Here is a 23,083-nt window from a genome sequence, read left to right as displayed (position 1 = left end):
GGAAAGCCGCCCTGTCGCCGGCCTCCCCCCGCCTATTCCAGGTACATGGCGCGCAGCTTCGCGATCCCGGCGGCGTCGACGCCCAGTTCCTTGTTGAGATAGGCCTCGACCGAACCCCAGCGGCTCTCCACCTCGGCCAGGGCGAACTCCACATAAGCTCGCTTCGCGCCGTCCATCAGCGGCTGCGGCGTCCTGTATTTCGGGTCCTGCTGGAAGCGGGCGAACATCGCGGCGGCGGCGTTGGTGGAGGTCGCGGCCGGATCGATGCGCGGCATCTCGAACTCGGGCCGCCGGTAGGTCGTCGAGAGGTGATAGTCGGCCACGATCGTTTCGCGGGGTACGCCCAGGGCGCTGAGGATCAGGGCGCTGGCGAACCCGGTGCGGTCCTGGCCCGCCGAGCAGTTGTAGGCCACCGGCGCGCCGCCCGCGAGCAGGTCGGCGAACAGCAGCCGCAGCTGCGGCGCCAGCAAGGCCGGGAAATTGCGGTAGATCGCCCCCATCTGGTCCAGGCCGGGCGGCGTGGCGCCGGCGCCCATCAGGCCGGTCATCGAGTAGCCGACCGCGGCATAGGGGACGCCCTGGATCCTGGTGGGCGCCAGCGACCGCTCTTCGCTGGAGCGCAGGTCGACCATCTCCCGGAGGTTCAGCGCCTTGATCATCATCAGGTCGGCGTCGGTCAGCATCGGGGTCGCGCCCGAGCGGAAAATCAGGCCCCAGCGCACATGCTTGCCGCCGGCCGCCGGATAGCCGCCCAGGTCTCGGAAGTTCGAGCCCTGCTGCAGCGGCAGCGCCCGCTCGGCGGTGCGGGAGACCTGCCCGTCGCCGCCATCGCGCAGCAGGAAGTAGGGGCGAGAGCCCGGCGCAGCGGTGAATTCGAACCGGCCGTCCCTGTCCTTGCCGGACACCAGCCTGGCGGCCGAGAGCGCGGCGTCGGGCTTGTCGGCGACGAACACGTCCACCGGATCGGTGTCGGTCCAGGTGACGACGACCTGGTCGGGCTGGGGGCGTTCGACCTTTTCGCCGGTGACGGCGGCGTGGGCCTGGCCGGTCACGAGAAGAGCGGCGAGCGTGAGGGCGAGCTTGCGGCGCATGTGAGGGCTCCCGGTCAGAATTCGAAGGTGAGGTCGAGGCCGTAGGTGCGGGGCTCGTTGAAGATGCCGAACGAGCCTCCGGCGGCGTACGCGGCGCGGCTTTCGACGATGGTGTGGTCCTCGTCGAAGAGGTTGCGGGCCCAGAGCGCCACCTGCATGCGGGCCCCGCCGGCCACCTCGATGTCGGCCAGCGCCAGGCGTCCGTTCACTACCGCGGAGTCGTCGGTGAGCGTCGCCTCGCCCGACTGGGCGCGGTAGCCGTCCGAGACGTTGGCGTCGATGTGGGCGCGCAGGGTGGCGAAGCCCAGCGGCCGGGCGTAGTCGACGGCCGCGGTGTAGGCGTTCTTGGGCGTGTAGACGATGTAGACGGGCGTGAGGCGGCCGCCCGCGAACGGGTTGGCCGCGGCCGGCAGGTGGCCCACCGTCTGGGCGAAGCCCAGCGACAGGGTCAGGCCTTCGACGGGCGCCACCTGGCCGTCGACCTCGAAGCCCTTGATCTTGCCGTGGCCCGGCGCATTGACCGTCTCCAGCGTGCCGCGGTTCGAGTTGTTGAGGTTGGTGGCCGAGAAATCGATCTGGATGTCGGTGTAGCGGGTCTCGTACGCGGCCACGTTCAGCCGGGCGCGGTTCTCCCAGAACTCGCTCTTGAAGCCGGCCTCGAAGGTCTCAACCTCCTCGGGCCCGAAGGCGCGGTAGCTGACCGAGCGCGAGTTGGCCCCGCCGGCGCGATAGGCCGTGCCCCACTTGCCGTAGACGTGGATGTCGTCGGTGGCGTCGTAGGCGAGGGTGACGGCAGGATCAAACCGGTCGTCCTTGAGGTCGAAAGTGAAGTTGGTGTTCGCGCCGTTCACCTTGAACAGGCGGCCGCTCTTCTTGTCGTGCGTCAGCCGCCCGCCCACCGTCAGGTGCAGGCGCTCCTCGAGCACCGCCGGCGTCCACGTGAGCTGGCCGAAGGCGGCGTAGCTGTCGGCCTTGGCCGTCGAGGCCCGGTCCGGGAAGATCCAGGAGGCCCCGGCTTCCAACGTCGGCAGCCGCGTGGCGGTTGTGCCCGTGGCGTTCCATTGCAGGGTGTTGGGCGTCCAGGCGTCGTCATCGCCCGCCTCGTGGTAATAGTAGAGGCCGCCGACGTAGTGGATCTGGCCCACGTCGCCGATCAGCTGGAACTCCTGGCTCCATTGCTTCTGGCGCAGCGACGCCAGGCTGTAGCGGGCGAAGCGGCCATTGGGCGTGAAGACGCCGGCGTGGGCCCCGATGCCGTTGTCGTACTGACTCTGCTTGAGCCGGCGGTACGAGGAGATGGAGCGCAGCTCCAGGTCTTCCATGGGCCTCCACGACAGGTGCAGCGTCCAGCCCTGGGTCTTACCGATACTGTCCTGGGACGGGACGCCGATGTCGCCCGCCTTGGCCCGACTGGACTGGACCTGCACCAGCGGCGCGAGCGGCGGCGCGGCCGGATTCTTGTCCAGCAGCTGGACGTAGTACGGCGTCGAGGCGTCATACGAATCGTCGAAATCGAGCTGCGCGTCGAAGTCCGAGGTCGGGCTCCAGCGGCCGCCCACGTGGATCCCGCGACGGTCGATCTTGTTCCAGTCCTCCTCGCCGGCCAGCGGATTGTCGGTCGTGCCATCCCGGCGAACCACGACCCCGTCGATCTTCACGCTGACATCGTTCCAGGCCGGCAGGTCGAGGTGGGTCTCGCTGCTGTAGCCGCCGAAGTTCCGCACGCCGATCGTCTGGCGCACGCCGAACTCGCCGGACGGCCGGCGGCTGACGATGCTGACCGCCCCGCCGGTGGAGTTGCGGCCGAACAGCGTACCCTGGGGGCCCTTCAGCACTTCGATCCGCTCGATGTCGAACAGCGCCACGCCAAGGCCCTGCGAGCGCCCGAGGTACACACCGTCCAGATAGACGCCCACCCCGGCGTCGCGGCTGGGCTGGTTCGCGTCGAACGGCACGATGCCGCGGATGCCGACGGTGAGGGCCGAGTTGCGGGAGAAGAAGGGCGCCACCCGCAGGGACGGCGCTCCGCTGGTCATCAGGTCGGCCAGGCTCTGCACGTGACGGTCGGCCAGTTGCTCGCCGCCCAGGACCGAGATCGCCACCGGAGTCTTCTGCAGGTTGGTCTCACGCTTCTCCGCGGTGACCACCACCTCTTCGAGCCCGGTCCCGTCGCCCGCGCCGTCGGCCTCGGCCGCCCATGCCGCGCTGCCCGCCATGACGGCCAGGGCCGCGCCTGCGAACAGGGCCGACCGCCCGCCCCGCCATTTCCGAACCGACCCGCACATAGGACACCCCCGCTCTCGTTGATCGCGGGGCGAGCCCTAGTTTTCGAACATGTGAACAGCGCGACGGTTCTATGATGAGTGGGTGACGCAGCCGGGCGTGCGGGTCAGTTACAGAGAGAATTCGGCCCGTCTGCTCGGATCCTGGCTGCGACGGGTCAAAAATGCGTCGAACAGTTGTACAGTGACCGCTTCCGAGGATCTGGGGGGACGCGCTAGAACGGCCCGATGCCTGCGGCGACTTCCGACCTCGTACCCAGCCGGCTCGCCGACGTGGCGGCCGCGATCGCCGTCGAAAAGGGCCTGGGCGGACTCACGGCGCGCGCCCTGGCGGCGCAGTCCCGCGTCAGTCCCTCGGCGGTGAACTACCACTTCGGCGGCCGCGACGGCCTGCTGATCGAGGTGCATCGGGCGCTCGCCCGACGCCGCACGGCCTGGCGAGCCCGCCGGCTGGACGGGCTGACGGCGGGCTCGCCGGTCTGGACCTTCATGCTGGCCGCGGTGTTCGACCTGGCGTTCACGACGCGCGGCGAGACCGTCACGCTCCTGGAGTTCGAGGCCCTCGCCGGCGCCGAGTCGCCCGAGCTGGCGGACCTGGTGCGCCGCGAACACGCCGCGCAGGACGCCTTCTGGCGGGAAGCGGCGAGAGCGTTGGGCGCGGGCCCCGACGCCGCCGACGTCTGGGCCAACCTGGCGCGCACCGCGACGCGGTTCGCCCTGCTTGACGACGAACCCTGGGACGCCCTGGTTTGGCTATCGCCGACCCTGGTGCGCGCGGCCGAGCGGATGGAAGGACGCGCGACGCCGGCGGCGACGCCCTGGCTGGCCGAGGCCGAGCCGCCGGGCTCGCTGCCGGCCCGGCCCGCCGGGGCGCAAAGGCTGGTCGCCGCGGCGCTGGAGATCATCGGGCGCCAGGGTCTGCACGCGGTGACGCTGCGCAGCGTGGCCGACGCGGCGGGCCTCTCGTTGGCCTCGACCACCTATTTCTTCGAAACCAAGGCCGACATCGTGCTGGCCGCGTTCGCGCAGCTCCGCGACGGCGTCTCGGTGGCCGCCCTGGGCGCGGGCCGCCATGGCGCGGCCGGCTTCAGCCAGGCGCTGCTGTCGCCCGACGGCGAGATGCGCTGGGAGATCGCGGCCATGCAGGCGCTGTTCCTCGCCGGCTCGCGCAACGCCGACCTCCGGGCCGTGGCGCTCAGCCTCCGCCGGCTTTCGGGCCAGACCTCGGCCGCCTGGCTCGCGCTGCACGGCGGGGGTGACGTCGACCGGCTGGACGCCTTTGTCTGGTCTGCGTTCGGAATGGGCGTGCAGGAACGGTTGAGCCACCTGCGGCCTCGCGAGCGCCGGGCCGCGATGGACCGGTCCGTCGAACGCGCCGGCGCGGCCCTTTTCCGGCTGCGGTCGCCGAAGCCCGATTGAGGCCCGGCCCATGAAAGAAAGCCCCCGACCCGGCCGGGTCGAGGGCTTCAAAAAGTGCCCGCGGGTCTAGGAGGGCCCGCGGGTCCTTGCGGAGGATGTGGACCGGCCTGAGCGCCTCCCCAGACGCTTCGGCAAGACCGCATTGGCGCGCCGGACCTGCAAGGACAGGGCCCGCCGCGGGACTGCGATGATCCTTCCAACGACATGACGATCGTCGCCTCTCCGCCAGCACAAGCGTCGAGGCCCGGGGTGGGGCGGGGGTTGTCGGGTCCGCCGCACCCCTCGGGAAGGGGTCGAAATCCGAAGCGCAGAAGACCATTTGCCGGCCCGAGCTGACAGGGACGCCACCCGATCTTTTGCCGAGCGGAAGCCGATCTTTCCTCGGCGAAAGTTGCGTCAGGGCAATGGCGGACCGTCCCGGTTGTGCTAAGGGCGAGGCTCGGACGCGCGGCGGCGTGAGGGTGTCGGCCCCGCGGAATTGAATGGGAATCGGAGTCCATGCAGCTGGCCCACCAGGCCGCTTTTTCCTTGGGGGCGCTCGAGGTCCGGCCCCCCACCTGCGAGGTGGTCTCTCCGCAGGGGCGCGAGGTGCTGCAGCCGCGCGTGATGCAGGTGCTGGTCACCCTGGCGCATGCCGAGGGCGCCGTCGTCAGTCGCGACGACCTGATTGAACGCTGCTGGAACGGTCGCGTGGTGGGCGACGACGCGATCACCCTGGTGATGATGAAGCTGCGCCGGCTGGCGGCCCGCAACGCCCACGCCTTCGCGGTCGAGACCATCCCGCGCGTCGGCTATCGGCTGGCGGCCATGAGCGACGCGGCGCCCGTCCCGATGCCCGTCGATCCGCCGCCCCGCGCCAAGGCCAACGGCAAGGCCCGTCCCCGCATCGTGGTGATGGAGTTCACCCACCAGCCCGGCGACGAGGAACAGGCCTGGTTCGCCGAAGCCCTGGCCGACGAACTCACCGCCGGCCTCTCGAAGTCGCCGCTGCTGGCCGTCACGCCGCGCCAGGCCCTGGTGCTGTCCGACGTCGTGGGCCACCCGCCCGGCGCCATCAGCGCACGCCTGGGCGTCGACTATGTCCTCGACGGCAAGGTGCGCAGCCTGGGCGGCTCGGTGCGCGTGTCGGTCGAACTGATCCAGGGCTCCGACGAGACCAGCGCCTGGTCGTCCCGCTACGACCGGCCGATGTCCGACCTGTTCTCGATGCTCAACGAGATCACCACCTCGATCATCGGCGCCATCGAGCCGGCGGTGCTGGAGCGGGAGGAAGTGCGGGCGCTGCGCACGCCCGAGCACAGCCTGGAGTTCTGGCGCCTGTTCGTGCGCGGCCGCCGCCATTTCTGGCGTTCCACCGCGTCCGACGTCCGCCAGGCCGAGATCCTGCTGGAACAGGCGCTGGCGCTCGAGCCCGACGATGTTTCGGCGCTCTCGATCCTGGCGCACTGCAAGCTGTTCGAAGTATGGGTCGGCACCTCCGACGACCCGACCGCCGCCGTCGCCGAGGCGCACCGCATTGCGCTCAAGGCCGTGGCCGCCGGCGGCTCCGACGCCTTCGCACACTATACCCTGGGCGTGGTGCTCTCGATGCTGGGTCGCCAGGCCGAGGCCAAGGCCGAGCAGCGCCGCGCGCTCGAGCTCAATCCCTACCTGGCCACCGCCTCGGGCGAACTGGGACGCCTGCTGGCGTTCGAGGGCGATTCCGAAGGCGCCATCGCCTATTCCGAGCGGGCCATCGCGGCCAGCCCCAACGATCCGCACGCCTGGCTGTGGTTCCGCAGCAAGGCCGTCGCCCGGTTCATCACCGGGGAGTACGACGCCGCCGCGCGGGATGCGGCCGACGCCTGCGCCCGGGGGCCCGAGCGCTTCCCGCTGCACTACCTCCTCGCCGCCTGCTACGCCGCCGGGGGCCGGATGGCCGAGGCCGGCCAGGCCCTGGAGGGCGGCGAGCGCCTCGCCCGTTCCCGCGCAGGCCCGGGGCGCAGCAACGAGACCGGCTATCCGATCGAGGCCCTGAAGATCGGACACCCCTTCACCCACGGCGAACATCTGGATCGCCTCGTTAACTCTCTTCAAAAGGCTGGGTGGCAAGGTGTCTAGGTCAACAACCTAGGCGAGCCGGGGGCAAAATCCCCGGATGGGGATCATGTCCAACGTGAACGGGCCGCAGAAGGTGGCAATCCTTGGCGGCGGCATGGGTGGTCTCGTGACCGCCTTCGAACTGAGCAGCCAGCCCGACTGGCGGGACAAGTACGACATCACCGTCTACCAGCTCGGCTGGCGGCTCGGCGGCAAGTGCGCATCGTCGCGCGGCGCCAACGACCGGATCGAAGAACACGGCATCCACGGCTTCATGGGCAGCTACTTCAACGCCCTGCCGATGATGAACGACGTCTACACCGAACTGAACCGGCCCGCCGGCGCGCCGCTCGCGACCTTCCAGGAAGCGTTCCTGGGCTCGGGCTTCACCATGCTCTGGGAATGGCAGGAAGACCGCCTGACCCCCTGGCCCACCCGTGCGCCATCCAACAGCATCCCGCCCACCGACGGCAGCTATTACAAGGGCCTCGAGACCGCGATCGTCGCGATCATCACCGAGGTCGGCGAGATGCTGACGGCCGCCAAGGGCGTGCCGAAGATCGTCGGCGACGGCATCCAATTGGTGCTGAACAAGGCCAAGCAGCAGGTCGAGACGGTTCCGCTCTCGGAAGGTCCCAACCATCCGCTGGTGCGCGAGATCGAGGGCCTCCGGAAGCTGATCACCGGCGTGGTCGACACCGTCGACGTCCTGGCGCCGCACATCGCCAACCACGCGGACGACCTGCGCCGCGCCCTGATCACGCTAGACTTCTACGCCGCCCTGATCGTCGGGGCCCTGAAGGACAACGTCGAGGTCGAGGGCTACGACCGCCTGGACGAGGAGAACTGGAGCGATTGGCTCAGCCGCCATGGCTGCTGCGCCGCGACCCTGGCCTCGCCTGTGGTCCTGACCACGGTCAACATCTGCTACCAGAGCCCGAACGGCGACACGAGCCGCGCCGCCCGCATGGGCGCCGGCTGCTACCTCAACTGGACCCTTCGAGCCTGCGCCTACATGGGCGACCTGATCTGGAGCTTCGCGGCCGGCACGGGCGAGACCGTCGTGGCCCCGATGTACGAGGTGCTGAAGCGCCGCGGCGTGAAGTTCGAGTTCTTCCACAAGGTGGAGAGCCTGCGCCTCGACCCGGTGAACCGCCGCCACGTCGGCGCCATCGAGATGACGGTCCAGGCCACGCTGAAGGACCCCGAGGCCGGCTACCAGCCGCTCATCGACGTGAAGGGCCTGCCGTCCTGGCCGCACCGGCCTCTTTACGACCAGCTTGAGCAGGGCGAATACCTGCGCGCCACCGGCATCGACCTGGAGTCGTACTGGAACGGCTGGCCGAACGGGGCCTTCCCGGCGCTCAAGCACCCGCGCACTCTGCGCCACGGCGTCGACTTCGACCACGTCGTCTTCGCCATCTCGCTGGGGGCCGTCCAGTACCTCTGCAAGGAACTGATGGCCGAGGACCGCGCCTGGAAAGACATGGTCGACACCATCCCGGCCCTGCAGACCCAGGCGATGCAGATCTGGCTCTCCAAGGACATGTACGAGCTGGGCTGGGCCGAGCCGGTCAATCCGGCGAAGAACGAGCTGGCGCTCACCGGCACCTACTTCTGCCCGCCGAACGGCAACGCCAACTTCCCCGACCTGCTGAAGTGGGAGAGCTGGCCCAGGGAAAACTATCCGAAGGCGCTCTGGTACTTCTGCGGCCTGATGCCGGACTACGAGCCGCCGCCGCCGTTCTCCGACACCGATTACCCGCGCCGTCAGTCCGAGCGGGTGAAGACCCAGTGCATCCAGTATCTGTCGGCGACGATCGGCACCATGCTGCCCAAGGCCACCACCCGCGCCAACTATGGCGTCGGCGACGCCATGGGCCTGGACTTCAACCTGCTGGTCGACAGCCGCGAGACCGGCCCCGGCGCCCTGCGCGCCGAAGGCGTCCAGCGGTTCGACAGCCAGTTCTGGCGCGCCAACATCGACCCCACCGAGCGCTACGTCACCTCGCCCCCGGGCAGCGTGAAGTGCCGCCTGGAAGCCTGGGGCTCGGGCTTCGACAACCTCACCCTGGCCGGCGACTGGATCTACACCGGCCTGAACGTGGGCAGCTTCGAGGGCGCGACCATGAGCGGCAAGCTGGCCAGCTACGCCATCTGCGGCGCGCCGGCCCTGGACACCATCATCGGCTACCCGACGATGCCCCGTCCCGACGCCGACCACCGCGAGCACGTCCCGCCCCCGGTGGCCGAGGCCCAGCCCTACCTCCGCAAGGTGGTCGGCTAGCCCTCACGCGACAGGGGACGTGGACCGACCGGTCCGCGTCCCCCTTCGCTTTCGGATCAGCGCCGGCGGGTCAGGCGCTCGCCGCGGCGATCGCCAGGGCCCGATGCGGGAACGTGGCCTCGTGATACGGCCGCATCAGCTTGATCGGCGTGCCGTTCACCTTGGTCAGCTCGCATGACCAGGCGAGCTGGTAGAGCCGCTTCAGGTCGGCCCTGTCCTGGTCGGTCAGGAAGCTGTCCGGCCCGTAGTTCATGATCGTGAAGCGGCTATCCTCGCCGAACACCTCGGCGGCCCACGCAGTCTCGGAGATGGCGGCAAAGAAGTGCCGCAGGCCGAAGATGTGCCCCACCTCGTGGATCAGGGTCTCGACCTGCTCCTCGCGGGTCTGCTGGAACATCGCCGGATAGATCCGCAGCTTGTGGCTCCCACCGTCCGGGAAGAAGGCGCTGGCCAGCACGCAGGCGCCGTCCTCGCAGTCGTCCACGGGGCTGACGACGATCTCGAAGTCGGCGCTCGCGTCATCGCGCTTGGTGAAGCGGACCGGCGCGGCGTCGCCCCATTTCAGGATGGCCTCGCCCAGCAGCCGCTCGATCGCCGCGCCGGCGGAGGCGGGATTGCGGAAATGGCTGAGCGTGCCCACCGCGAACCGCCACCGCAGGATCACGTCGCGGTCCCAGAGCGGCACAACGCCCTCCGAGGCGTCCACCCACAGACTGAACGGACCGGAGCCGCGCCGCGGCTCTGGAAAGCCGCGCCGTTCCGTCAGGCACTTGAACCCGTGCCGGACATGGACGTGCGCGGGCGGTTCCGCCGGCCGCTCCTCCGGGCCGCAGGTGACGAACGGATCGTCCTCCGGCCGAGGGTCCACGTGCTCGGGATCGACATGTTCCGGATCCACATGGGCCGGATCCACATGCTCGGTGTCGACGTGATCGGCCCGCAGGCCGGAGGTCGTCTTGTCTTCCATCTCAGCACCCCTTTTCGGTTGTTGTGCGAACCGGCCTGCGCCGTCCGCGTGACGCCCCGTCGAACACTGCGGTCCAGGGCTAGGGCCGCTTCACCTTGAGGTCTTCCCGGGCCGGAGCCTGTGGGGCGCCGCCGCCCGGGGCCGCCGCCCCCACGGCGGCTGGCCGGTCGACGGCGCCCCCGCCCCCCGGCGCCGGCGGCGCGGCGGGCTTTGCCTGCAGCACGCCGGCCGCGATCGCCGCGATCAGCAGGAACAGCACGGACCCGATCATCGACCACAGCGCCGGCCCGGCCTTCGCAAGGCTCTCGCCCAGCGACGCCAGGGCCTTCACCAGTTCGGTGACCTCCGCGGGGGTCACCGCCGCGGCGCGCGCCCGGACCAGGTCGGCGGTGTCGTGGGCGCTCTTCGCCACGGCCTCCGCCGCCGGCCGCCGAAGGCTAAGGACCAGGTAGACGAGGAAGCTCAGCAGCGCGCAGCCGATGGCGACCACGCCCACGGCGACTTGCATCTTTTCGAAGGGAGGCATGGCGTGATCTCGCTGTTGATGGGGTTGGACGGTGAGCGCGGGCTCAGCCGCCCCGGTAGGTCAGGCGCAGTCCGACAGTGACGTCGTGCTTGTCCTTGCGACCATCGAGCGGATCCTCGCCGGAGCTGTAGGCGACGCCGATCGAAGGGGCCCACCCCTGCTCCCAGGTCCGGGCGCCGAACTCGTAGTCGACCGAGGCCTTGAACAGGCTGGTGCTGCTGTCGAACACCGGCTTGCGTGGGCTCGACCTGTGGAACGTCTGCATCTGCTGCACGGAGGATCGGAACAGCAGCCGATGGTCGAGCAGGGGTGGTGAGAACGCCATGTTGAAGGACAGGATCGCGCCGGCCACGCCGCCGTCTTCCTTCAGACCGGCGTCGTTCAGCACCGCGTCCGTCACCTCGTCGTGGAAGAGCACCAGGCGGGGCGCGAACGAGTAGGCGAAGTTGCGGCTGGTCTTATTCTGGACCACCGCGACCGAGCTTTCCCAGGTCTGCATGAAGGGCTGGACGTCCACCGCGAGCCGATAGGATCTCTGGTGCTGCGTCCCGCAGGCCGGCAGGGTTGGGTCGGCGACACAGGCGGCGTCGTTCGGTTTGGGGAACGTCGCCGTGCTGTTCCAGCCGACGGACACGTCGGTGAACACAGAGAGCGCGCCCGTACTTATGCCATTGGCATCAATGGTTCCGCCGTACTTCCGCTCGAAGTGGAATCCGGCCTGGAGCTTGTAGAGTTCCTGCTCCTTCTTGGCCTGGTCACTGACGTGGGCCACGCCGCGTACGAAGACGGTGTCCGCCGTCTTGCCGTGCAGCGCCCGCTCCAGCTTCAGCGCCGCGTCGATGGCGAACTTGTCGTCGTCGCTTTCGGAGCTGTCCACGTAGGTGATGCTGGCGGGCTGGGTCCAGGGCGCCAGGGCCGGGGCCTCGTCGCCGGTGAGGGTGAGGGTCTGGGCGAACGCCGCGCCGGGCGCGCCGGCCAGGGCCAGTACCAGGAAGCTGTGCTTGTGCATCGGTTTCCGCCTCAAGCCGGCTTGCACATGGCAAGCACGTCGGAGAACTTGTGGCTGGTCTTGAGCTGCCCGCGGATCAGGAACGGTCGCCCGTTCGGCAGGCGAAACTTCTCGTTGATCCAGTCCCGGACAAAGTGGTCCAGCACCAGGTCGCCCAGGCCCAGCGCGCCCATCGTCTCGCCGTCCTGCGGCGGGTCGGCGACGAGGTCGCGGGCGTCCCTGTTGTAGGCGTCCAGCCCGACGATCAGGAGCGCTCGCACGGGATCCTCTGCGACCATGCCGTGCAGCCTTTCGGCGAGTCCGGCTTCGGCGTCTTTTGCCGAGCTGGTGCGGTTCCTATCGTCTGACATGTCTGCCCCCTTTGGTTGTTCGAGGCCGCCGGGTGGCGGCCTAGCCGACGGTGATGCCGATGCGGCCGATGTCGGTGGGATTGCCGGACGGGCCGATGCGGCCCGGGACGCGGGTCGGGTTCTGCGAGCCCGGCCACGCCTCGAGCAGGGCGCCGCGCCCGTCACGGATCGTCAGGGTCGCCACGTAGTCCGCCTGCGGAGCGGCGTTGGCGATCGCCAGCCAGGACACCGCCAGCTCGGCCTCGTCGCCGCCGTCGGGCGGTCCGACCTGGCGCCACAGCGCCGAACGTTCGTCCTTGTAGGCCTGCGACAGCGCCCGGCCGTGGGTCTCGAGGGCCTGCACCACGTCGGCGTCGTGCAGATAGACGTGCGCCTCGACGGTCAGCTCGACGCTGAGCGGCCACATGTCGGGGCGGGCCTTCAGGCGCACCGCCGCGCGGCCGGTGTCCAACAGCTTGCTCTGCAGGGTGAACTCCATCGCTCCACTCTTCGGCAGGGCGACGACCGCAGTGGGCCGTGCGCCGTTCATGGCCAAGGAGTAGGGCGGGCCAAATCGACCCGCGCGCTAAATCACCGCTAATTCAGTGGGTTGAGCACCGCTCGCCGCCGCCGCGGCGGTGGTCCTCGCGCATCGCCACGCACCCGCCGCCAGGTCGGTCGTCGCCAGCCAAGTCTCTGATCAGCCAGCGGTTTCCCCGGTGAGGCCGTGGCCGGACAGCGCCGCATCAGGCGCCGCCGCGCCGTGAATTCATCGTTAAATCGCTGGAAGGTTGTAGCGCAAGCTGGGGTGTAGCGTTCTAATAACGCTGTCATGGGGGACAGGTTGGGATGGCCGTCTTCGAGCCAAATCAGGTCGTCGATCCGCTCGTCAGGCTGCGGCTGTTCGGCCCCGTGGACGCGCGGAGCTTCAGCGGCGAGAGCGTGCTGCCGCGCGGTCGCAAGGCCCAGGCGATCCTCGCCTATCTCGCCCTCTCGCCTGACGCCGTGGTCCCGCGCCAGCGCTTCGTGGAGCTCCTCTGGAGCCGGCGCTGGGGCGAGCAGGGGCGGGCCAGCCTGCGGCAGAGCCTGCTGGAACTGCGCGCCGCCCTGGGCTCCTGCGGCGACGAGCTGCTGACCGTCCAGCGCGACCGCATCGGCCTGGCGCGCGGGCGTGTGTGGATCGACGGCCTGAGCCGCCGCGCGGACGAGCCCGCGTCGGAGCCGGGGCCCGCACCGGCCGGCGTCGAGCGGCTTCTGGAGACGCTCGTCGGCCTCGATCCGCAGTTCGACGCCTGGATCCAGGGGCTGCGCAAGGATCTGGCCGCCACGCGGCGCGCCGGACGTGTCGTCGGGACCCCGGCGGCGCCCGATGGTCTGCCGCCCGCCCCGGCCGCCGCGTCCGAGCACGAGCCGTCACGGGGCCTGGTGCTTTCGGTGGCGCCGCTCATCCAGATCGGCGCCGACGCGATCGACGACTATGTGGCGCCCGCCCTGACCCAGGAGATCGTCACCGCGCTCGCGCGCTTCCGCTGGTTTCAGGTCCGCTATAGCCATGCGCCGCACACGGTGGACGCCCAGTATCGGCTCGAGGGCTACATCAACCGGCTGGGCGAGGCCTGCCGCGTGGTGGTGCGCCTGATCGACCAGGCCGATCGCGACATCATCGCCTGGACCGGCGCGGTGCAGACGCAATACCCGCTGCCCTATTCGGCGATCGCCGAAGTGGTCGAACGCGTCGTCGAGCAGCTGGACCCCGAAATCCTGGCCATCGAGACTCGCAAGGCGATGCGCCGCCCGCCGGCCTCGCGTGACAGCTACGACTGCGTGTTGCAGGCGACGCCGCTGCTCTACCGGTTCGACCGGCCGTCGTGGGAACAGGCGACCGCCCTGCTGCAGCAAGCGCTCGTGGCCGACCCGCTGCACGGGCGCGCCTTCGCCTTCTCTGCGCTCTGTCGCGTCACCGGTCTGGCGCAGGGTTGGAGCGGCGAGCCGGACGCGGACCTGCAGCGGCTGGGCCGCGAGGCGGCGCATGCCATCGCCTGCGATCCTCGCGACTCGCTGGCCCTGGCTCTCAGCGGCCACATCGCTTCGTTTCTGAACCACGATTTCGCGGGCGCCCAGGCGCTGTTCGAGCGCGCCGTCCGCTCCAATCCCAGTTGCGGCTTCTCGTGGGGCTATTCGAGCCTCACCTACGCCTATCTGGGCCGCATCGACGAGGCCGCCCAACGCCTGACCCGCGCACAGGCGCTGATGATCCATGATCCCTACCGGTCCTTCATGGAGTCGTTCCAGGCCGTGATCGCGTGGTTCGCCCACGACTGGGCGGCCGCCATGGACGCGTGCCGCCGCCAGCTCGACCAGCGGCCGACCTTCACCAACATGCGCAAGCTGCTTATCGGCGCCCTCTGCTTCACCGGGCAGTTCGAGGAGGCGCGGCGCGAGCACGAGCGCCTGATGCAGGACGAGCCGGCCTTCGGCTGGGACCGCCACCTCGAGACCTATCCCTTCGGACGCGGCCGCGACCGCGCGGCCTTGGCCGCCGCCCTGCGCCGGGCGCGGCTGCTGCCCGACGCTCGGCCCGTCGCACCGGCACGCCCGAAGGCGGATATACGCCTGGTCGCCGCTGCGACCGGCGTCTCTTGATAACCTGACAGCTGGGAGGCCTGTCCAATGACCACGACCCCTCAATATCCGCCCTATGGCCGGATGATCTACGAGTGGGAGAGCCAGATCGGCGCGCCCGACACGGGCGGGCCGGCCCCGGACGCCTGGGATCCGAACGGAACCCCCTGGCGCACGTGGCGCGAGGGCGTCAGCGACCTTCTCAGCCATGTCCTGTGGCCGCGCTACGTCCGCGGCACGGGCTGGGTCGGGCCAGCGGACAGGCTCAAGCACGAGCTCACGCTCGCGGACTTCGACCTGTTCCAGGTCCTGCGTCCGCTGCTGGCCGGCGACGAGACGCTGCCCAACGGCAAGACCATCCCGCAAAAGAAGCTGTTCGTGCTCGAGGACGAGGCCGACGCCAAGGACGACGGCGGCGTGATCGTCCTCAATCGCAGCATCGACGCCACGTTACGGCTGTACCTGGCAGACGTCGTGGATCCGCCGACCATCGAGGCCGTGCTCAGCGACTACCTGCCCGGTATCGGCCGCACCGCCGGGAACGTCGACCTTGAGGTCAAGCGCGATATCCAGCGGCCCCGCGCCTATCAGATGGCCTTCTTGCTGGGCCGCGATGAGTTCGCCCACAACCACGCCAAGTCGGCGGTGACGCCGGCCATGATCAGCGGCCACTGCGTCGAGGCGATGATGGGCGGCGTCACCGCCTGGTATGCCCTGGAGAGGATGGCGCCGGCCAACAAGGCCGAGGGCCAGAGGGCGCTCGCGCGGCACACGATCGACGTGGGCGACCGTCGTGTCTTCGGCGGCGTGCACTATCCCAGCGACAACATCTCGTCGTGGCTCACCGGCATCCTGATGTGCACCCACGTGTGCCCTGACGACACCGGCCGCGATTGGCTCTGGGACACCATCACCAATCGCAGCCGCGTCTACGCCGAGATCTCGAAGCAGCCGAAAGGCTCGCCCTACGACCTCTCGATGGCGCTGCTGGAGCACGTGGCCGGCCTGCCGCGGCCGACGATCGACGACGCGATGAAGTTCGTCGCGGGTTGGGACTCCCAGCCGATCGCCGCCGAATAGCTCCACGGCCCGGGCGGGGAGGGTGCGTTCATCCTCGCCCGGATCGCCTTCGGGCGGGCGCGGACTCGGGCGCCAGCAGCATGGCGCCGAGGGCCACGAGGGCGGCGGCCGACATGTACCAACCCGGGGCGAGCGGGCTGGCGGAGACCTTCGTCAGCCACGCGGCCACGAACTGGGTCGATCCTCCGAAGACCGAGACGGCCACGGCGTACACGAGCCCCACCGCCGTGCTGCGGACCCGGCCGGGCAGCGACTCGGCGACCCAGGTCAGCACCGAGGTGATGGCCAGCGCCAGGCAGGCCGACATCAGCGCCGCCCACCCAATCAGCACGATCGCCGAGCGGGTCTGCGACACCCACCAGAAGCCGGGCAGCGTCGTGGCCAGCAACAGCAGCCAGGGCAGGATCATCACCGGCTTGCGGCCGTAGCGGTCCGACAGCCAGCCGCCGACCGGGCTCAGCAGCACGCCGAACAGTCCTATCGACACCGTGGGCAGGAAGCTGATCCGGGCCGACATCGCCAAGGTCGAGCTGGCGTAGGTCGTCAGATAGGTCTGGACATAGGTCGCCACCGCGCCGCCGCCCAGCAGCACCACGGCCAGCGCCGTCGTTCGCCAGATCGCCGGAGCCGGCCGGACGGGGGCGGTTTCCGCCGGCGGCCCCACATCGGGCAGGCTGCGGCGCAGCGCGAAACCCGCCGGCAGGATCACGGCCCCCATCAGCATGGCGACGCGCCATCCCCAGGCGTCCAGCGCCGCCTCAGTCATCAGCGAGGCGAGGGTGAAGCCCACCAGGCCCGCGGCCAGGATCGCGGCGTCCTGGCTCAGGTACTGCAGCGAGACGAAGAACCCGCGGCGGTGCGCCGGCGCGGCCTCCAGGAGGAAGGCCGTGCTGGGTCCGATCTCTCCCCCCAGCGCGAAGCCCTGGGCGAGGCGGAACAAGATGACCAGGGCTGGCGCGGCAAGTCCGATGCTGGCGTGCGACGGGGTGAGGGCCAGGCCCGTCATCGAGAGCCCCATCAGGCCGAAGGTGATCAGCATGGCGGGCTTGCGCCCCCGCCGGTCGCCGATCCGCCCGATCACCACCGCTCCCAACGGCCGCATCAGGAAGCCGACCCCGAACGTCGCCAGCGACGCCAGCAGGCTCGCCGTGGGTTCGGCGGCGGGGAAGAAGGTCCGGCCGATCTGCGCGGCGAAGAAGGCGTAGGTGAGGAAGTCGTAGACCTCGAGCGCATTCCCCGCGACGACGGCAGCCACATGCCGTGGACGCACCCCCGATGCCGCGGCCGCGCGCTGCGCCTCGCCCGTCATGATCGCCACGCCCCCGCCGGTCCCCTCCCGGTAGGACTCCTCAATCGGGGCGTGTTGGCAATCGCCGTTCGTCACATTGGCGAGTGGTCCGGGCCGGGGTCGTTTCCGCTATTGTTTCACCGCCTCCAGCATTCGCTCGCCGAAGAGGTTCGACCATTCGGCGGCGGTCAGCTTGGCCTGCTTCTGCGCGTACTTCGCCGGCAGCGCCTTGTCGCCGCCCACCGCCCGCTGCACCGCCGGGCGAGCGGCGATCGCCCCGAACCAGCGGTGGGTGTTGGGATACTTCTCGATGTCGATGTTCATCAGTCCCGCCGCCGCCCGGCCGGGCCATACCGCGATGTCGGCGATCGAATATTCGTCCCCGCCCAGATAGGCCGCCTCGCCCAGCCGCCGCTCCAGCACCGCCAGCAGCCGCTGCAGTTCCTTGCCGTACCGCTCGATGGCGTAGGGGATCGGCTGGGGCGCATAGCGCATGAAATGGGAGGCCTGCCCGCCCATGGGCCCAAGGCCCGCCACCTGCCAGGTCAGCCACTGGATCGCCATGCTGCGCGCCCGCGGATCGGCGGGCAGCAGCCGCCCGGTCTTCTCGGCCAGGTACTGCAGGATCGCGCCCGACTCGAACACCGCGTGTGGCCCGCCGCCGAAGGGCGGTTCCAGGTCGACGATCGCCGGCAGCTTGTGGTTCGGATTCACCCGGCCGAAGGCGGCCGACAGGTGGTCGCCCTCGAAGATGTCGTAGCTGATCGTCCGGTAGGGCAGCGCCAGCTCTTCGAGCGCGATGGAGATCTTCTGGCCGTTCGGCGTGGGCGTGAAATGCAGCTCGATCATCGGTGGTCTCCCTGAGGGGGAAGGTGGCGGGGCCGGCCCGCGAGTGTCAACGAAGTTGATGATGTAGATTTGCAGCGGGGGAGGCGCCTCGCCACGGGCGGCGCGGCATGCGACACCCGGCCGTCACGCGTCCGGAGCCGCCCATGTCCTCGACCGTCACCCGCAGGCTGATCCTCGCCGGCGCCGGCGCGCTGGCGGCCACGCCGGCCTTCGCGGCGCCCCCGCCGTCGTCCGCGATGCAGGAGGTCCTGGACTACGCCCGCGCCCAGAAGACCACCGGCTTTCTGGTGGTGCACGACCACCGCACGGTGATCGAGCGAAACTGGCCGGTCCCGGCCGACGCGGCCCAGTTCCGCGCCACCATGGCCTACGAGACCAACGCCGACGGCGCGTTGCTGGAGGACGTGGCGTCGCAGCAGAAGAGCTTCGTCGCGGTGCTCGCCGCCATCGCCGCCGACAAGGGGTTGCTCGACGTCGACCGGCCGGTCTCGGACTACGTCGGCGCCGGCTGGTCCAAGACGACGACCGACCAAGAGCGGGCGATCCGCGTCATCCACCTGCTGCAGATGAACTCGGGGCTGGGGGTGGACTTCGCCTACGCCGCCCCGCCCGCCTCGGTCTTCCTATACAACACCCCGGTCTATGCGGTGACCAAGCGGGTGTTGGCCGCCGCGGCCCGCGCGCCGCTGGAGACGATCACCCGCGACTGGCTCACCGTTCCCGCCGGAATGAAGGACACCGCCTGGCGCAAGCGGCCGGCGGCCATGGGCGACGTGGGCAATCCGACGGGCCTGGTCACCAGTCCGCGCGACACGGCGCGGTTCGGCCAGCTGGTCCTCGATGGCGGCAAGGCGCAGGATGGTCGGCGCGTGGTGTCGGAGGCGGGTCTCCAGGCGATGTTCGCCCGCTCGGCGACAAACCCCGCCTACGGCCGGCTGTGGTGGCTGAACGGGTCGGACCACGCCATCCGCCCGCTGGCCACCCGCAGCGAGGGGCCGCTCATCCCCGCCGCGCCGGCCGACCTGGTCGCCGCCCTCGGCGCGATGGACCGCAAGCTCTACGTGGTCCCCAGCCGCAAGCTGGTGGTCGTGCGCATGGGCCAGGCGGCCATCGACAGGGATTTCGACCAGCAGCTCTGGCTGCGCCTCTCCAAGGCGCTCACCTAGCGCGGTCCGTTCCGGCTCCGCTTGCCTCGAGCGGCGGTCGCGGCCACCCTGCCCGCGCTGGGGTCGGGTGCTGACGGTGGCAGGGGCCATGCTGCGGATCGACCTATCCATCTTGAACCGGGCGGAGCTCCTGCGCCTGCGCGACCAGGCCCGGGCACGGAGACAGGCGGGACTCGCCGACCAGGTCCAGGCCGAGCTCGACGCGCGCGCCGCCGGCGGGGCCGCGCCACGGCCGCTCGCACAGCCCGCCGACGAGGATGACGACGTGGCGCCTATGTGGGCGCGGGACGAGCCCTTCGCCGGCGCGGACGACCTGCGCCTCGACGGAGTGGGCAGACCCGCGCCCCGGCGACCGCGCCCCCTCGCCTTCGGCCTGGCGGCGGTGGCGGTCGCCTTCGGGGTGGCCTTCGGTTGGGGGTTCCTCGGCGCCCCGGGCCTTCCCCGTCCCGCGCCGCCCGAACCGGCTCCGGCGGCCGCCCCGGCTTCGCCCCGCCTCGCCGTGACGCCCGCGCCGGCCACGCCCCGCGCCGCGGTCGCCCGGCTCGACCCGCCGGTCGCGCCGGAACCCCAAGCCGCGCCTCCGCCTGCCCAGCCCGAACACAGGCCGCCGAAACCGGCGCCGGAACCGCCGCCGCCGGCGCTCAAGGCCAGGTCCGCCGACACCGCGGCGGACGACGCGGTGTCGCGACCCCGCCGGGTGGATCCCTGCGCGAACCCGCCCACGTCCGCCGACCGGCTGCTGTGCCACGACCTGGCGCTGAACCTGCTCGAGCGGGAGCTGCGCGACGCCTATGGCCGCGCCCTCGACGCTGGCGTCGACCCGGTCGCCCTGCGCGCCGACCAGGCCGCCTGGCGGGCCGAGCGCGACCCGGTGTCGGATCCGAGGACGCTGGCGCGGCTTTACGACCGCCGCATCCGCGATCTCCGGGCGCAAGCCGTCGCCCCTGAGCCCGACCGACAATCAAATTGACGATCTCACCCAGCGTCACCGGGGCTTACACTGCGGCCTGCGCCACGCTAAGCCAGGGCCATGACCGAGACCACCGCACCTGCCGGCCCGCTCGCGGGCCTCGTCGTCATCGAAATGGGCACGCTGATCGCCGGGCCGTTCTGCGGCCAGATCCTGGGCGACTTCGGCGCCGAGGTGATCAAGATCGAGGACCCCAAGGTCGGCGACCCCATGCGCCAATGGGGCCGCAGCCTGCCCAAGGGCCTCTCGCCCTGGTGGCCGGTAATCGGGCGCAACAAGAAGTCGGTGGGTCTCGACCTGCGCAAGCCTGAAGGCCAGGCGCTGGCCAAGCAGCTCATCTCCAAGGCCGACGTGGTGATCGAGAACTTCCGGCCGGGCGCCATGGAGAAGTGGGGCCTGGGCTACGACGTGCTGGCCAAGGACAACCCGGGCCTGATCATGGCCCGTGTGTCCGGCTTCGGTCAGACCGGGCCCTACTCGCAGCGCGCGGGCTACGGCCTGATCGGCGAGGCGATGGGTGGCCTTCGCTATGTGACCGGCGAGCCGGACCGGGCGCCCGCGCGGGCGGGGATCTCCATCGGCGACAGCCTGGCGGCGATGCACTCGGTCATGGGCATCCTGATGGCGCTGCACCACAAGGAGAAGACCGGCCAGGGCCAGGTGATCGACGCGGCCCTCTACGAGAGCGTGCTGGCGGTGATGGAGAACCTGATCACCGAATACGACCTCACCGGCTACGTCCGCGAACGGTCGGGCTCGATCCTGCCCGGGATCGCGCCGTCCAACGCCTATCCCTGCGCCAACGGCGAGATGATCCTGATCGGCGGCAATGGCGACAATGTCTACGCGCGCCTGACCGAGGCTATGGGCCGTCCCGAGCTCAAGGACGACCCCAAGTTCGTCGACCACGCCAGCCGTGGCGCGCACCAGCACGAGCTCGACGGCATCGTCGCCGACTGGACCTCGACCTTCGCCCTCAACGACCTGCTGAAGCTGCTCGAGGACAAGGGCATTCCGGCCAGCCGCGTCTACCGCGCGCCCGACATGCTGGAGGACCCACAGTTCGCGGCCCGCGACGCCATCGTGTCGGTCGAGCATCCGGTGTTCGGCCCGGTCCGCATGCAGAACGCCTTCCCCAAGCTCTCGGCCACGCCGGGCAAGGTCCGCTGGCCCGGCCCGACCCTGGGACAGCATACGGCCGAGGTTCTGGCCGAACGCGCGGGCGTGACGGCGGAAAAGCTGGCGGATCTGAAGGCGGCGGGCGTCGTCTAGGACGCGATGCCCCGAAGGGTCCGCCGGCCCGCGACCTATGCCGCGGACCGAGCGTCGAGATCCGGGTCGCCTGTTTCCGGGCGAACTCCCTTGGCCACCGGTCTGGCCTCCGCGACATCGGCCGCGAACTCTCGGGCGATGGGATAGAGCGCTCGCGGCCCATTGCAGAGGTGGCGACTTGTCCCAGCGCCAGGCTGCCGCGCGGCAGGGCGCCGCGGCGGATGGCTAACGAGAATGGCTAATGCGTTCCATGACTTGCGTTCTCGCAAAGCGCAGCGGGCGTGGGCCGAGGGGACCGACCAGATCATCGAATTCGCGGTATGGTGAAGCTAGGCGCCCAGCAGCTCGGCCACCGCGGCGGACACCTGCGTGACGTCATAGGGCTTGCGGATCACGGGCGCGGCGTCGAAGCCGCCCGGGGCTCCACCGGTCTCGCCGTAGCCGGTGGCGAAGACGAACGGGATGCCGCGCTGGTGCAGCACCTCGGCCACCGGCGTCACCGAGCGTCCGTTCAGATTGGCGTCCAGCACCGCCGCATCGATGGGCTGGTCGAGAAGCGCCATGGCCTCCTCCAGCTCGTAGGCCGGCCCGATCACCTGAGCGCCCGCTTCCGAGAGGCCGGTCTCCAGCTCCAGCGCCAGCAGCACCGCATCCTCGACGATAAGCACCCGCGCGCCCTTCAGGCTGGCCGGTCCGCGCGAGGTGGCCACGGTCTCGGTGACGCGCGCCACGGGCGCCTCGGGCACCACCTCCGGCCGGTCGGCCATGGCCTGGGGACCGGCCCGCAGCCGCACCGTCACCCCGGCCGGTCGATAGTCCACCTTGGTGTCGCCGTTCAGCTCGCGCCCGGTGACCTGGTCGAGCAGCGTCGAGCCGAACCCCTGGCGGGCGGGCGGCGAGACGGTCGGCCCGCCACTTTCCGTCCAGGTGAGCTCGAACCCGCCGCCGGCCCGCGCGGTCCAGCGCAGCCGCACGTGGCCGCCCTCGACCGACAGGGCGCCGAACTTCACCGCATTGGTGGCCAGCTCGTGCAGCGCGAGCGACAGCGCGTTGGCGGCGCGCGGCGTCAGGAAAAGTTCCGGCCCCTCCCAACTGGTCTGGCCGGGCGCGATCGCGCCCAGCTCGGCGGCGGCGAGGTGGTCGATCGCGGCGCCGCGCCAGCGGGCAGCGGTCAGCAGCTCGTTGGCCGAGGCCATGGACTTGAGCCGCCCGCCGAAGGTCTGCAGGAAGGCGTCCAGCGAGGTGGTGCGCTTGGCGGTCTGCTGCGCCAGGGCCTGGACCGCGGCCAGCACGTTCTTCACCCGGTGGTCCAGCTCGGCCATCAGGTGCTCGCGCCGGCCCTCCTCGAGGTGGCGCTGGCTGATATCCTCGATGATGCCGGTGATGGCGCAGGGCCGCCCCGACTCCTCGCGCGTGACGATCCCGGCCATCCTCAGCCACCGCCGACCGTGTTCGGGCGCCATGCGGAACGAGACGTCGAACGTGTCCCCGACCTTCAGCGCCTCCCAACGGCGCGCGCGGATCAGCTCCTTGTCGTCCGGATGGACGTAGGTCTCGAGGATGTCGTTGTTCTCGACCGGCAGCTCGCCCGCGGGCAGACCCGTGATCGCGGCCATACGCTCGCTCACATGGAAGACCCGGTTCCGCAGGTCCCATTCGAACTCGCCGAGCCCGGCGGCCTGGAGCGCCAGCCCGAGGCGGCTTCTATTCGAGTGGTCTCCCAACTCGCGCGTCATGAATCGAACATAGGCAAGCAAACGCCCGTAGGCGACGGGAAACAGTGCAAACTTTCGTTGGGGTTGTCAGGGGCTTTGCGGCCGTTGGGATAACCCCCTATGTTGCAGCGC

Annotated in this window: 18 protein-coding genes; 8 read left to right on the top strand and 10 right to left on the bottom strand. The window is 70.4% G+C overall.

The annotated features are described in order from the left end of the window. Positions 1–32: 32 nt before the first annotated feature. Entirely contained in the window at positions 33–1,091 is a 1,059-nt protein-coding gene (locus ACODSY_RS02480; protein ID WP_488950041.1) for a tyrosine-protein phosphatase, read from the bottom strand. A 14-nt stretch (positions 1,092–1,105) separates the two neighbouring features. Then, complete coding sequence (locus ACODSY_RS02475; RefSeq protein ID WP_488950040.1) at positions 1,106–3,376, bottom strand: TonB-dependent receptor; 2,271 nt, start codon at positions 3,374–3,376, stop codon at positions 1,106–1,108. 225 nt (positions 3,377–3,601) lie between these two features. On the opposite strand from ACODSY_RS02475, the gene ACODSY_RS02470 reads away from it, so the two are divergent. From ACODSY_RS02470 to ACODSY_RS02460, 3 genes are all read left to right on the top strand, one after another. After that, positions 3,602–4,792: a TetR/AcrR family transcriptional regulator gene (locus tag ACODSY_RS02470; protein ID WP_488950039.1), complete on the top strand. Its 1,191-nt coding sequence runs from the start codon at positions 3,602–3,604 to the stop codon at positions 4,790–4,792. 498 nt (positions 4,793–5,290) lie between these two features. Next, positions 5,291–6,892, top strand: coding sequence for a winged helix-turn-helix domain-containing tetratricopeptide repeat protein (locus ACODSY_RS02465; RefSeq protein WP_488950038.1), 1,602 nt, complete (start codon positions 5,291–5,293; stop codon positions 6,890–6,892). A gap of 46 nt (positions 6,893–6,938) precedes the next feature. After that, positions 6,939–9,158 (top strand): NAD(P)-binding protein, encoded by a 2,220-nt coding sequence (locus ACODSY_RS02460; protein WP_488950037.1) that lies wholly within the window; start codon positions 6,939–6,941, stop codon positions 9,156–9,158. Between the two features lie 70 nt (positions 9,159–9,228). Here ACODSY_RS02460 and ACODSY_RS02455 read toward each other — a convergent pair whose 3' ends face one another. The 5 genes from ACODSY_RS02455 to ACODSY_RS02435 all read right to left on the bottom strand — a co-directional run bounded on the left by ACODSY_RS02455 (position 9,229) and on the right by ACODSY_RS02435 (position 12,488). After that, positions 9,229–10,125 (bottom strand): matrixin family metalloprotease, encoded by an 897-nt coding sequence (locus ACODSY_RS02455; RefSeq protein ID WP_488950036.1) that lies wholly within the window; start codon positions 10,123–10,125, stop codon positions 9,229–9,231. Between the two features lie 79 nt (positions 10,126–10,204). Next, on the bottom strand, positions 10,205–10,651 hold the full coding sequence (locus ACODSY_RS02450) for a hypothetical protein (RefSeq protein ID WP_488950035.1): 447 nt from the start codon (positions 10,649–10,651) through the stop codon (positions 10,205–10,207). A 43-nt stretch (positions 10,652–10,694) separates the two neighbouring features. Beyond that, entirely contained in the window at positions 10,695–11,660 is a 966-nt protein-coding gene (locus tag ACODSY_RS02445) for a hypothetical protein (protein WP_488950034.1), read from the bottom strand. A gap of 11 nt (positions 11,661–11,671) precedes the next feature. Further along, complete coding sequence (locus ACODSY_RS02440) at positions 11,672–12,010, bottom strand: hypothetical protein (protein ID WP_488950033.1); 339 nt, start codon at positions 12,008–12,010, stop codon at positions 11,672–11,674. 40 nt (positions 12,011–12,050) lie between these two features. Then, positions 12,051–12,488, bottom strand: coding sequence for a hypothetical protein (locus ACODSY_RS02435; RefSeq protein WP_488950032.1), 438 nt, complete (start codon positions 12,486–12,488; stop codon positions 12,051–12,053). A 350-nt stretch (positions 12,489–12,838) separates the two neighbouring features. Between ACODSY_RS02435 and ACODSY_RS02430 the strand changes: the two genes are divergently transcribed. Continuing rightward, on the top strand, positions 12,839–14,632 hold the full coding sequence (locus tag ACODSY_RS02430) for a hypothetical protein (protein WP_488950031.1): 1,794 nt from the start codon (positions 12,839–12,841) through the stop codon (positions 14,630–14,632). A gap of 27 nt (positions 14,633–14,659) precedes the next feature. Continuing rightward, complete coding sequence (locus ACODSY_RS02425; RefSeq protein WP_488950030.1) at positions 14,660–15,691, top strand: phosphatase PAP2 family protein; 1,032 nt, start codon at positions 14,660–14,662, stop codon at positions 15,689–15,691. A gap of 28 nt (positions 15,692–15,719) precedes the next feature. On the opposite strand, the gene ACODSY_RS02420 is transcribed toward ACODSY_RS02425, so the two are convergent. Then, positions 15,720–17,000, bottom strand: a complete 1,281-nt coding sequence (locus ACODSY_RS02420) for an MFS transporter (protein WP_488950155.1) — start codon at positions 16,998–17,000, stop codon at positions 15,720–15,722. A gap of 108 nt (positions 17,001–17,108) precedes the next feature. Next, the gene (locus ACODSY_RS02415) at positions 17,109–17,828 is read right to left on the bottom strand and encodes a glutathione S-transferase C-terminal domain-containing protein (RefSeq protein ID WP_488950029.1); all 720 of its coding nucleotides are present in this window, start codon (positions 17,826–17,828) and stop codon (positions 17,109–17,111) included. A 143-nt stretch (positions 17,829–17,971) separates the two neighbouring features. On the opposite strand from ACODSY_RS02415, the gene ACODSY_RS02410 reads away from it, so the two are divergent. From ACODSY_RS02410 to ACODSY_RS02400, 3 genes are all read left to right on the top strand, one after another. Continuing rightward, positions 17,972–18,994, top strand: coding sequence for a serine hydrolase domain-containing protein (locus tag ACODSY_RS02410; protein WP_488950028.1), 1,023 nt, complete (start codon positions 17,972–17,974; stop codon positions 18,992–18,994). A gap of 88 nt (positions 18,995–19,082) precedes the next feature. Then, positions 19,083–19,964 (top strand): lysozyme inhibitor LprI family protein, encoded by an 882-nt coding sequence (locus ACODSY_RS02405; RefSeq protein WP_488950027.1) that lies wholly within the window; start codon positions 19,083–19,085, stop codon positions 19,962–19,964. Positions 19,965–20,024: 60 nt separating this feature from the next. Beyond that, positions 20,025–21,236 carry a CaiB/BaiF CoA transferase family protein gene (locus tag ACODSY_RS02400; RefSeq protein WP_488950026.1) on the top strand — a complete coding sequence of 404 codons (1,212 nt, stop codon included), beginning with the start codon at positions 20,025–20,027 and terminating at the stop codon, positions 21,234–21,236. A 329-nt stretch (positions 21,237–21,565) separates the two neighbouring features. On the opposite strand, the gene ACODSY_RS02395 is transcribed toward ACODSY_RS02400, so the two are convergent. After that, positions 21,566–22,972: an HWE histidine kinase domain-containing protein gene (locus ACODSY_RS02395; protein WP_488950025.1), complete on the bottom strand. Its 1,407-nt coding sequence runs from the start codon at positions 22,970–22,972 to the stop codon at positions 21,566–21,568. Positions 22,973–23,083 lie beyond the last annotated feature (111 nt).

Source organism: Phenylobacterium sp. FG114 (assembly GCF_057809855.1).
Note: the sequence above shows the minus strand (reverse complement) of the source record. Positions and strands in the feature narration are given on the sequence as shown.

What these genes read in the sequence shown, in the direction of transcription:
- ACODSY_RS02480 (WP_488950041.1), bottom strand. Translation starts at nt 1,091, where the DNA reads ATGCGCCGCAAGCTCGCCCTCACGCTCGCCGCTCTTCTCGTGACCGGC.
- ACODSY_RS02475 (WP_488950040.1), bottom strand. Translation starts at nt 3,376, where the DNA reads ATGTGCGGGTCGGTTCGGAAATGGCGGGGCGGGCGGTCGGCCCTGTTC.
- ACODSY_RS02470 (WP_488950039.1), top strand. Translation starts at nt 3,602, where the DNA reads ATGCCTGCGGCGACTTCCGACCTCGTACCCAGCCGGCTCGCCGACGTG.
- ACODSY_RS02465 (WP_488950038.1), top strand. Translation starts at nt 5,291, where the DNA reads ATGCAGCTGGCCCACCAGGCCGCTTTTTCCTTGGGGGCGCTCGAGGTC.
- ACODSY_RS02460 (WP_488950037.1), top strand. Translation starts at nt 6,939, where the DNA reads ATGTCCAACGTGAACGGGCCGCAGAAGGTGGCAATCCTTGGCGGCGGC.
- ACODSY_RS02455 (WP_488950036.1), bottom strand. Translation starts at nt 10,125, where the DNA reads ATGGAAGACAAGACGACCTCCGGCCTGCGGGCCGATCACGTCGACACC.
- ACODSY_RS02450 (WP_488950035.1), bottom strand. Translation starts at nt 10,651, where the DNA reads ATGCCTCCCTTCGAAAAGATGCAAGTCGCCGTGGGCGTGGTCGCCATC.
- ACODSY_RS02445 (WP_488950034.1), bottom strand. Translation starts at nt 11,660, where the DNA reads ATGCACAAGCACAGCTTCCTGGTACTGGCCCTGGCCGGCGCGCCCGGC.
- ACODSY_RS02440 (WP_488950033.1), bottom strand. Translation starts at nt 12,010, where the DNA reads ATGTCAGACGATAGGAACCGCACCAGCTCGGCAAAAGACGCCGAAGCC.
- ACODSY_RS02435 (WP_488950032.1), bottom strand. Translation starts at nt 12,488, where the DNA reads ATGGAGTTCACCCTGCAGAGCAAGCTGTTGGACACCGGCCGCGCGGCG.
- ACODSY_RS02430 (WP_488950031.1), top strand. Translation starts at nt 12,839, where the DNA reads ATGGCCGTCTTCGAGCCAAATCAGGTCGTCGATCCGCTCGTCAGGCTG.
- ACODSY_RS02425 (WP_488950030.1), top strand. Translation starts at nt 14,660, where the DNA reads ATGACCACGACCCCTCAATATCCGCCCTATGGCCGGATGATCTACGAG.
- ACODSY_RS02420 (WP_488950155.1), bottom strand. Translation starts at nt 17,000, where the DNA reads ATGACGGGCGAGGCGCAGCGCGCGGCCGCGGCATCGGGGGTGCGTCCA.
- ACODSY_RS02415 (WP_488950029.1), bottom strand. Translation starts at nt 17,828, where the DNA reads ATGATCGAGCTGCATTTCACGCCCACGCCGAACGGCCAGAAGATCTCC.
- ACODSY_RS02410 (WP_488950028.1), top strand. Translation starts at nt 17,972, where the DNA reads ATGTCCTCGACCGTCACCCGCAGGCTGATCCTCGCCGGCGCCGGCGCG.
- ACODSY_RS02405 (WP_488950027.1), top strand. Translation starts at nt 19,083, where the DNA reads ATGCTGCGGATCGACCTATCCATCTTGAACCGGGCGGAGCTCCTGCGC.
- ACODSY_RS02400 (WP_488950026.1), top strand. Translation starts at nt 20,025, where the DNA reads ATGACCGAGACCACCGCACCTGCCGGCCCGCTCGCGGGCCTCGTCGTC.
- ACODSY_RS02395 (WP_488950025.1), bottom strand. Translation starts at nt 22,972, where the DNA reads ATGACGCGCGAGTTGGGAGACCACTCGAATAGAAGCCGCCTCGGGCTG.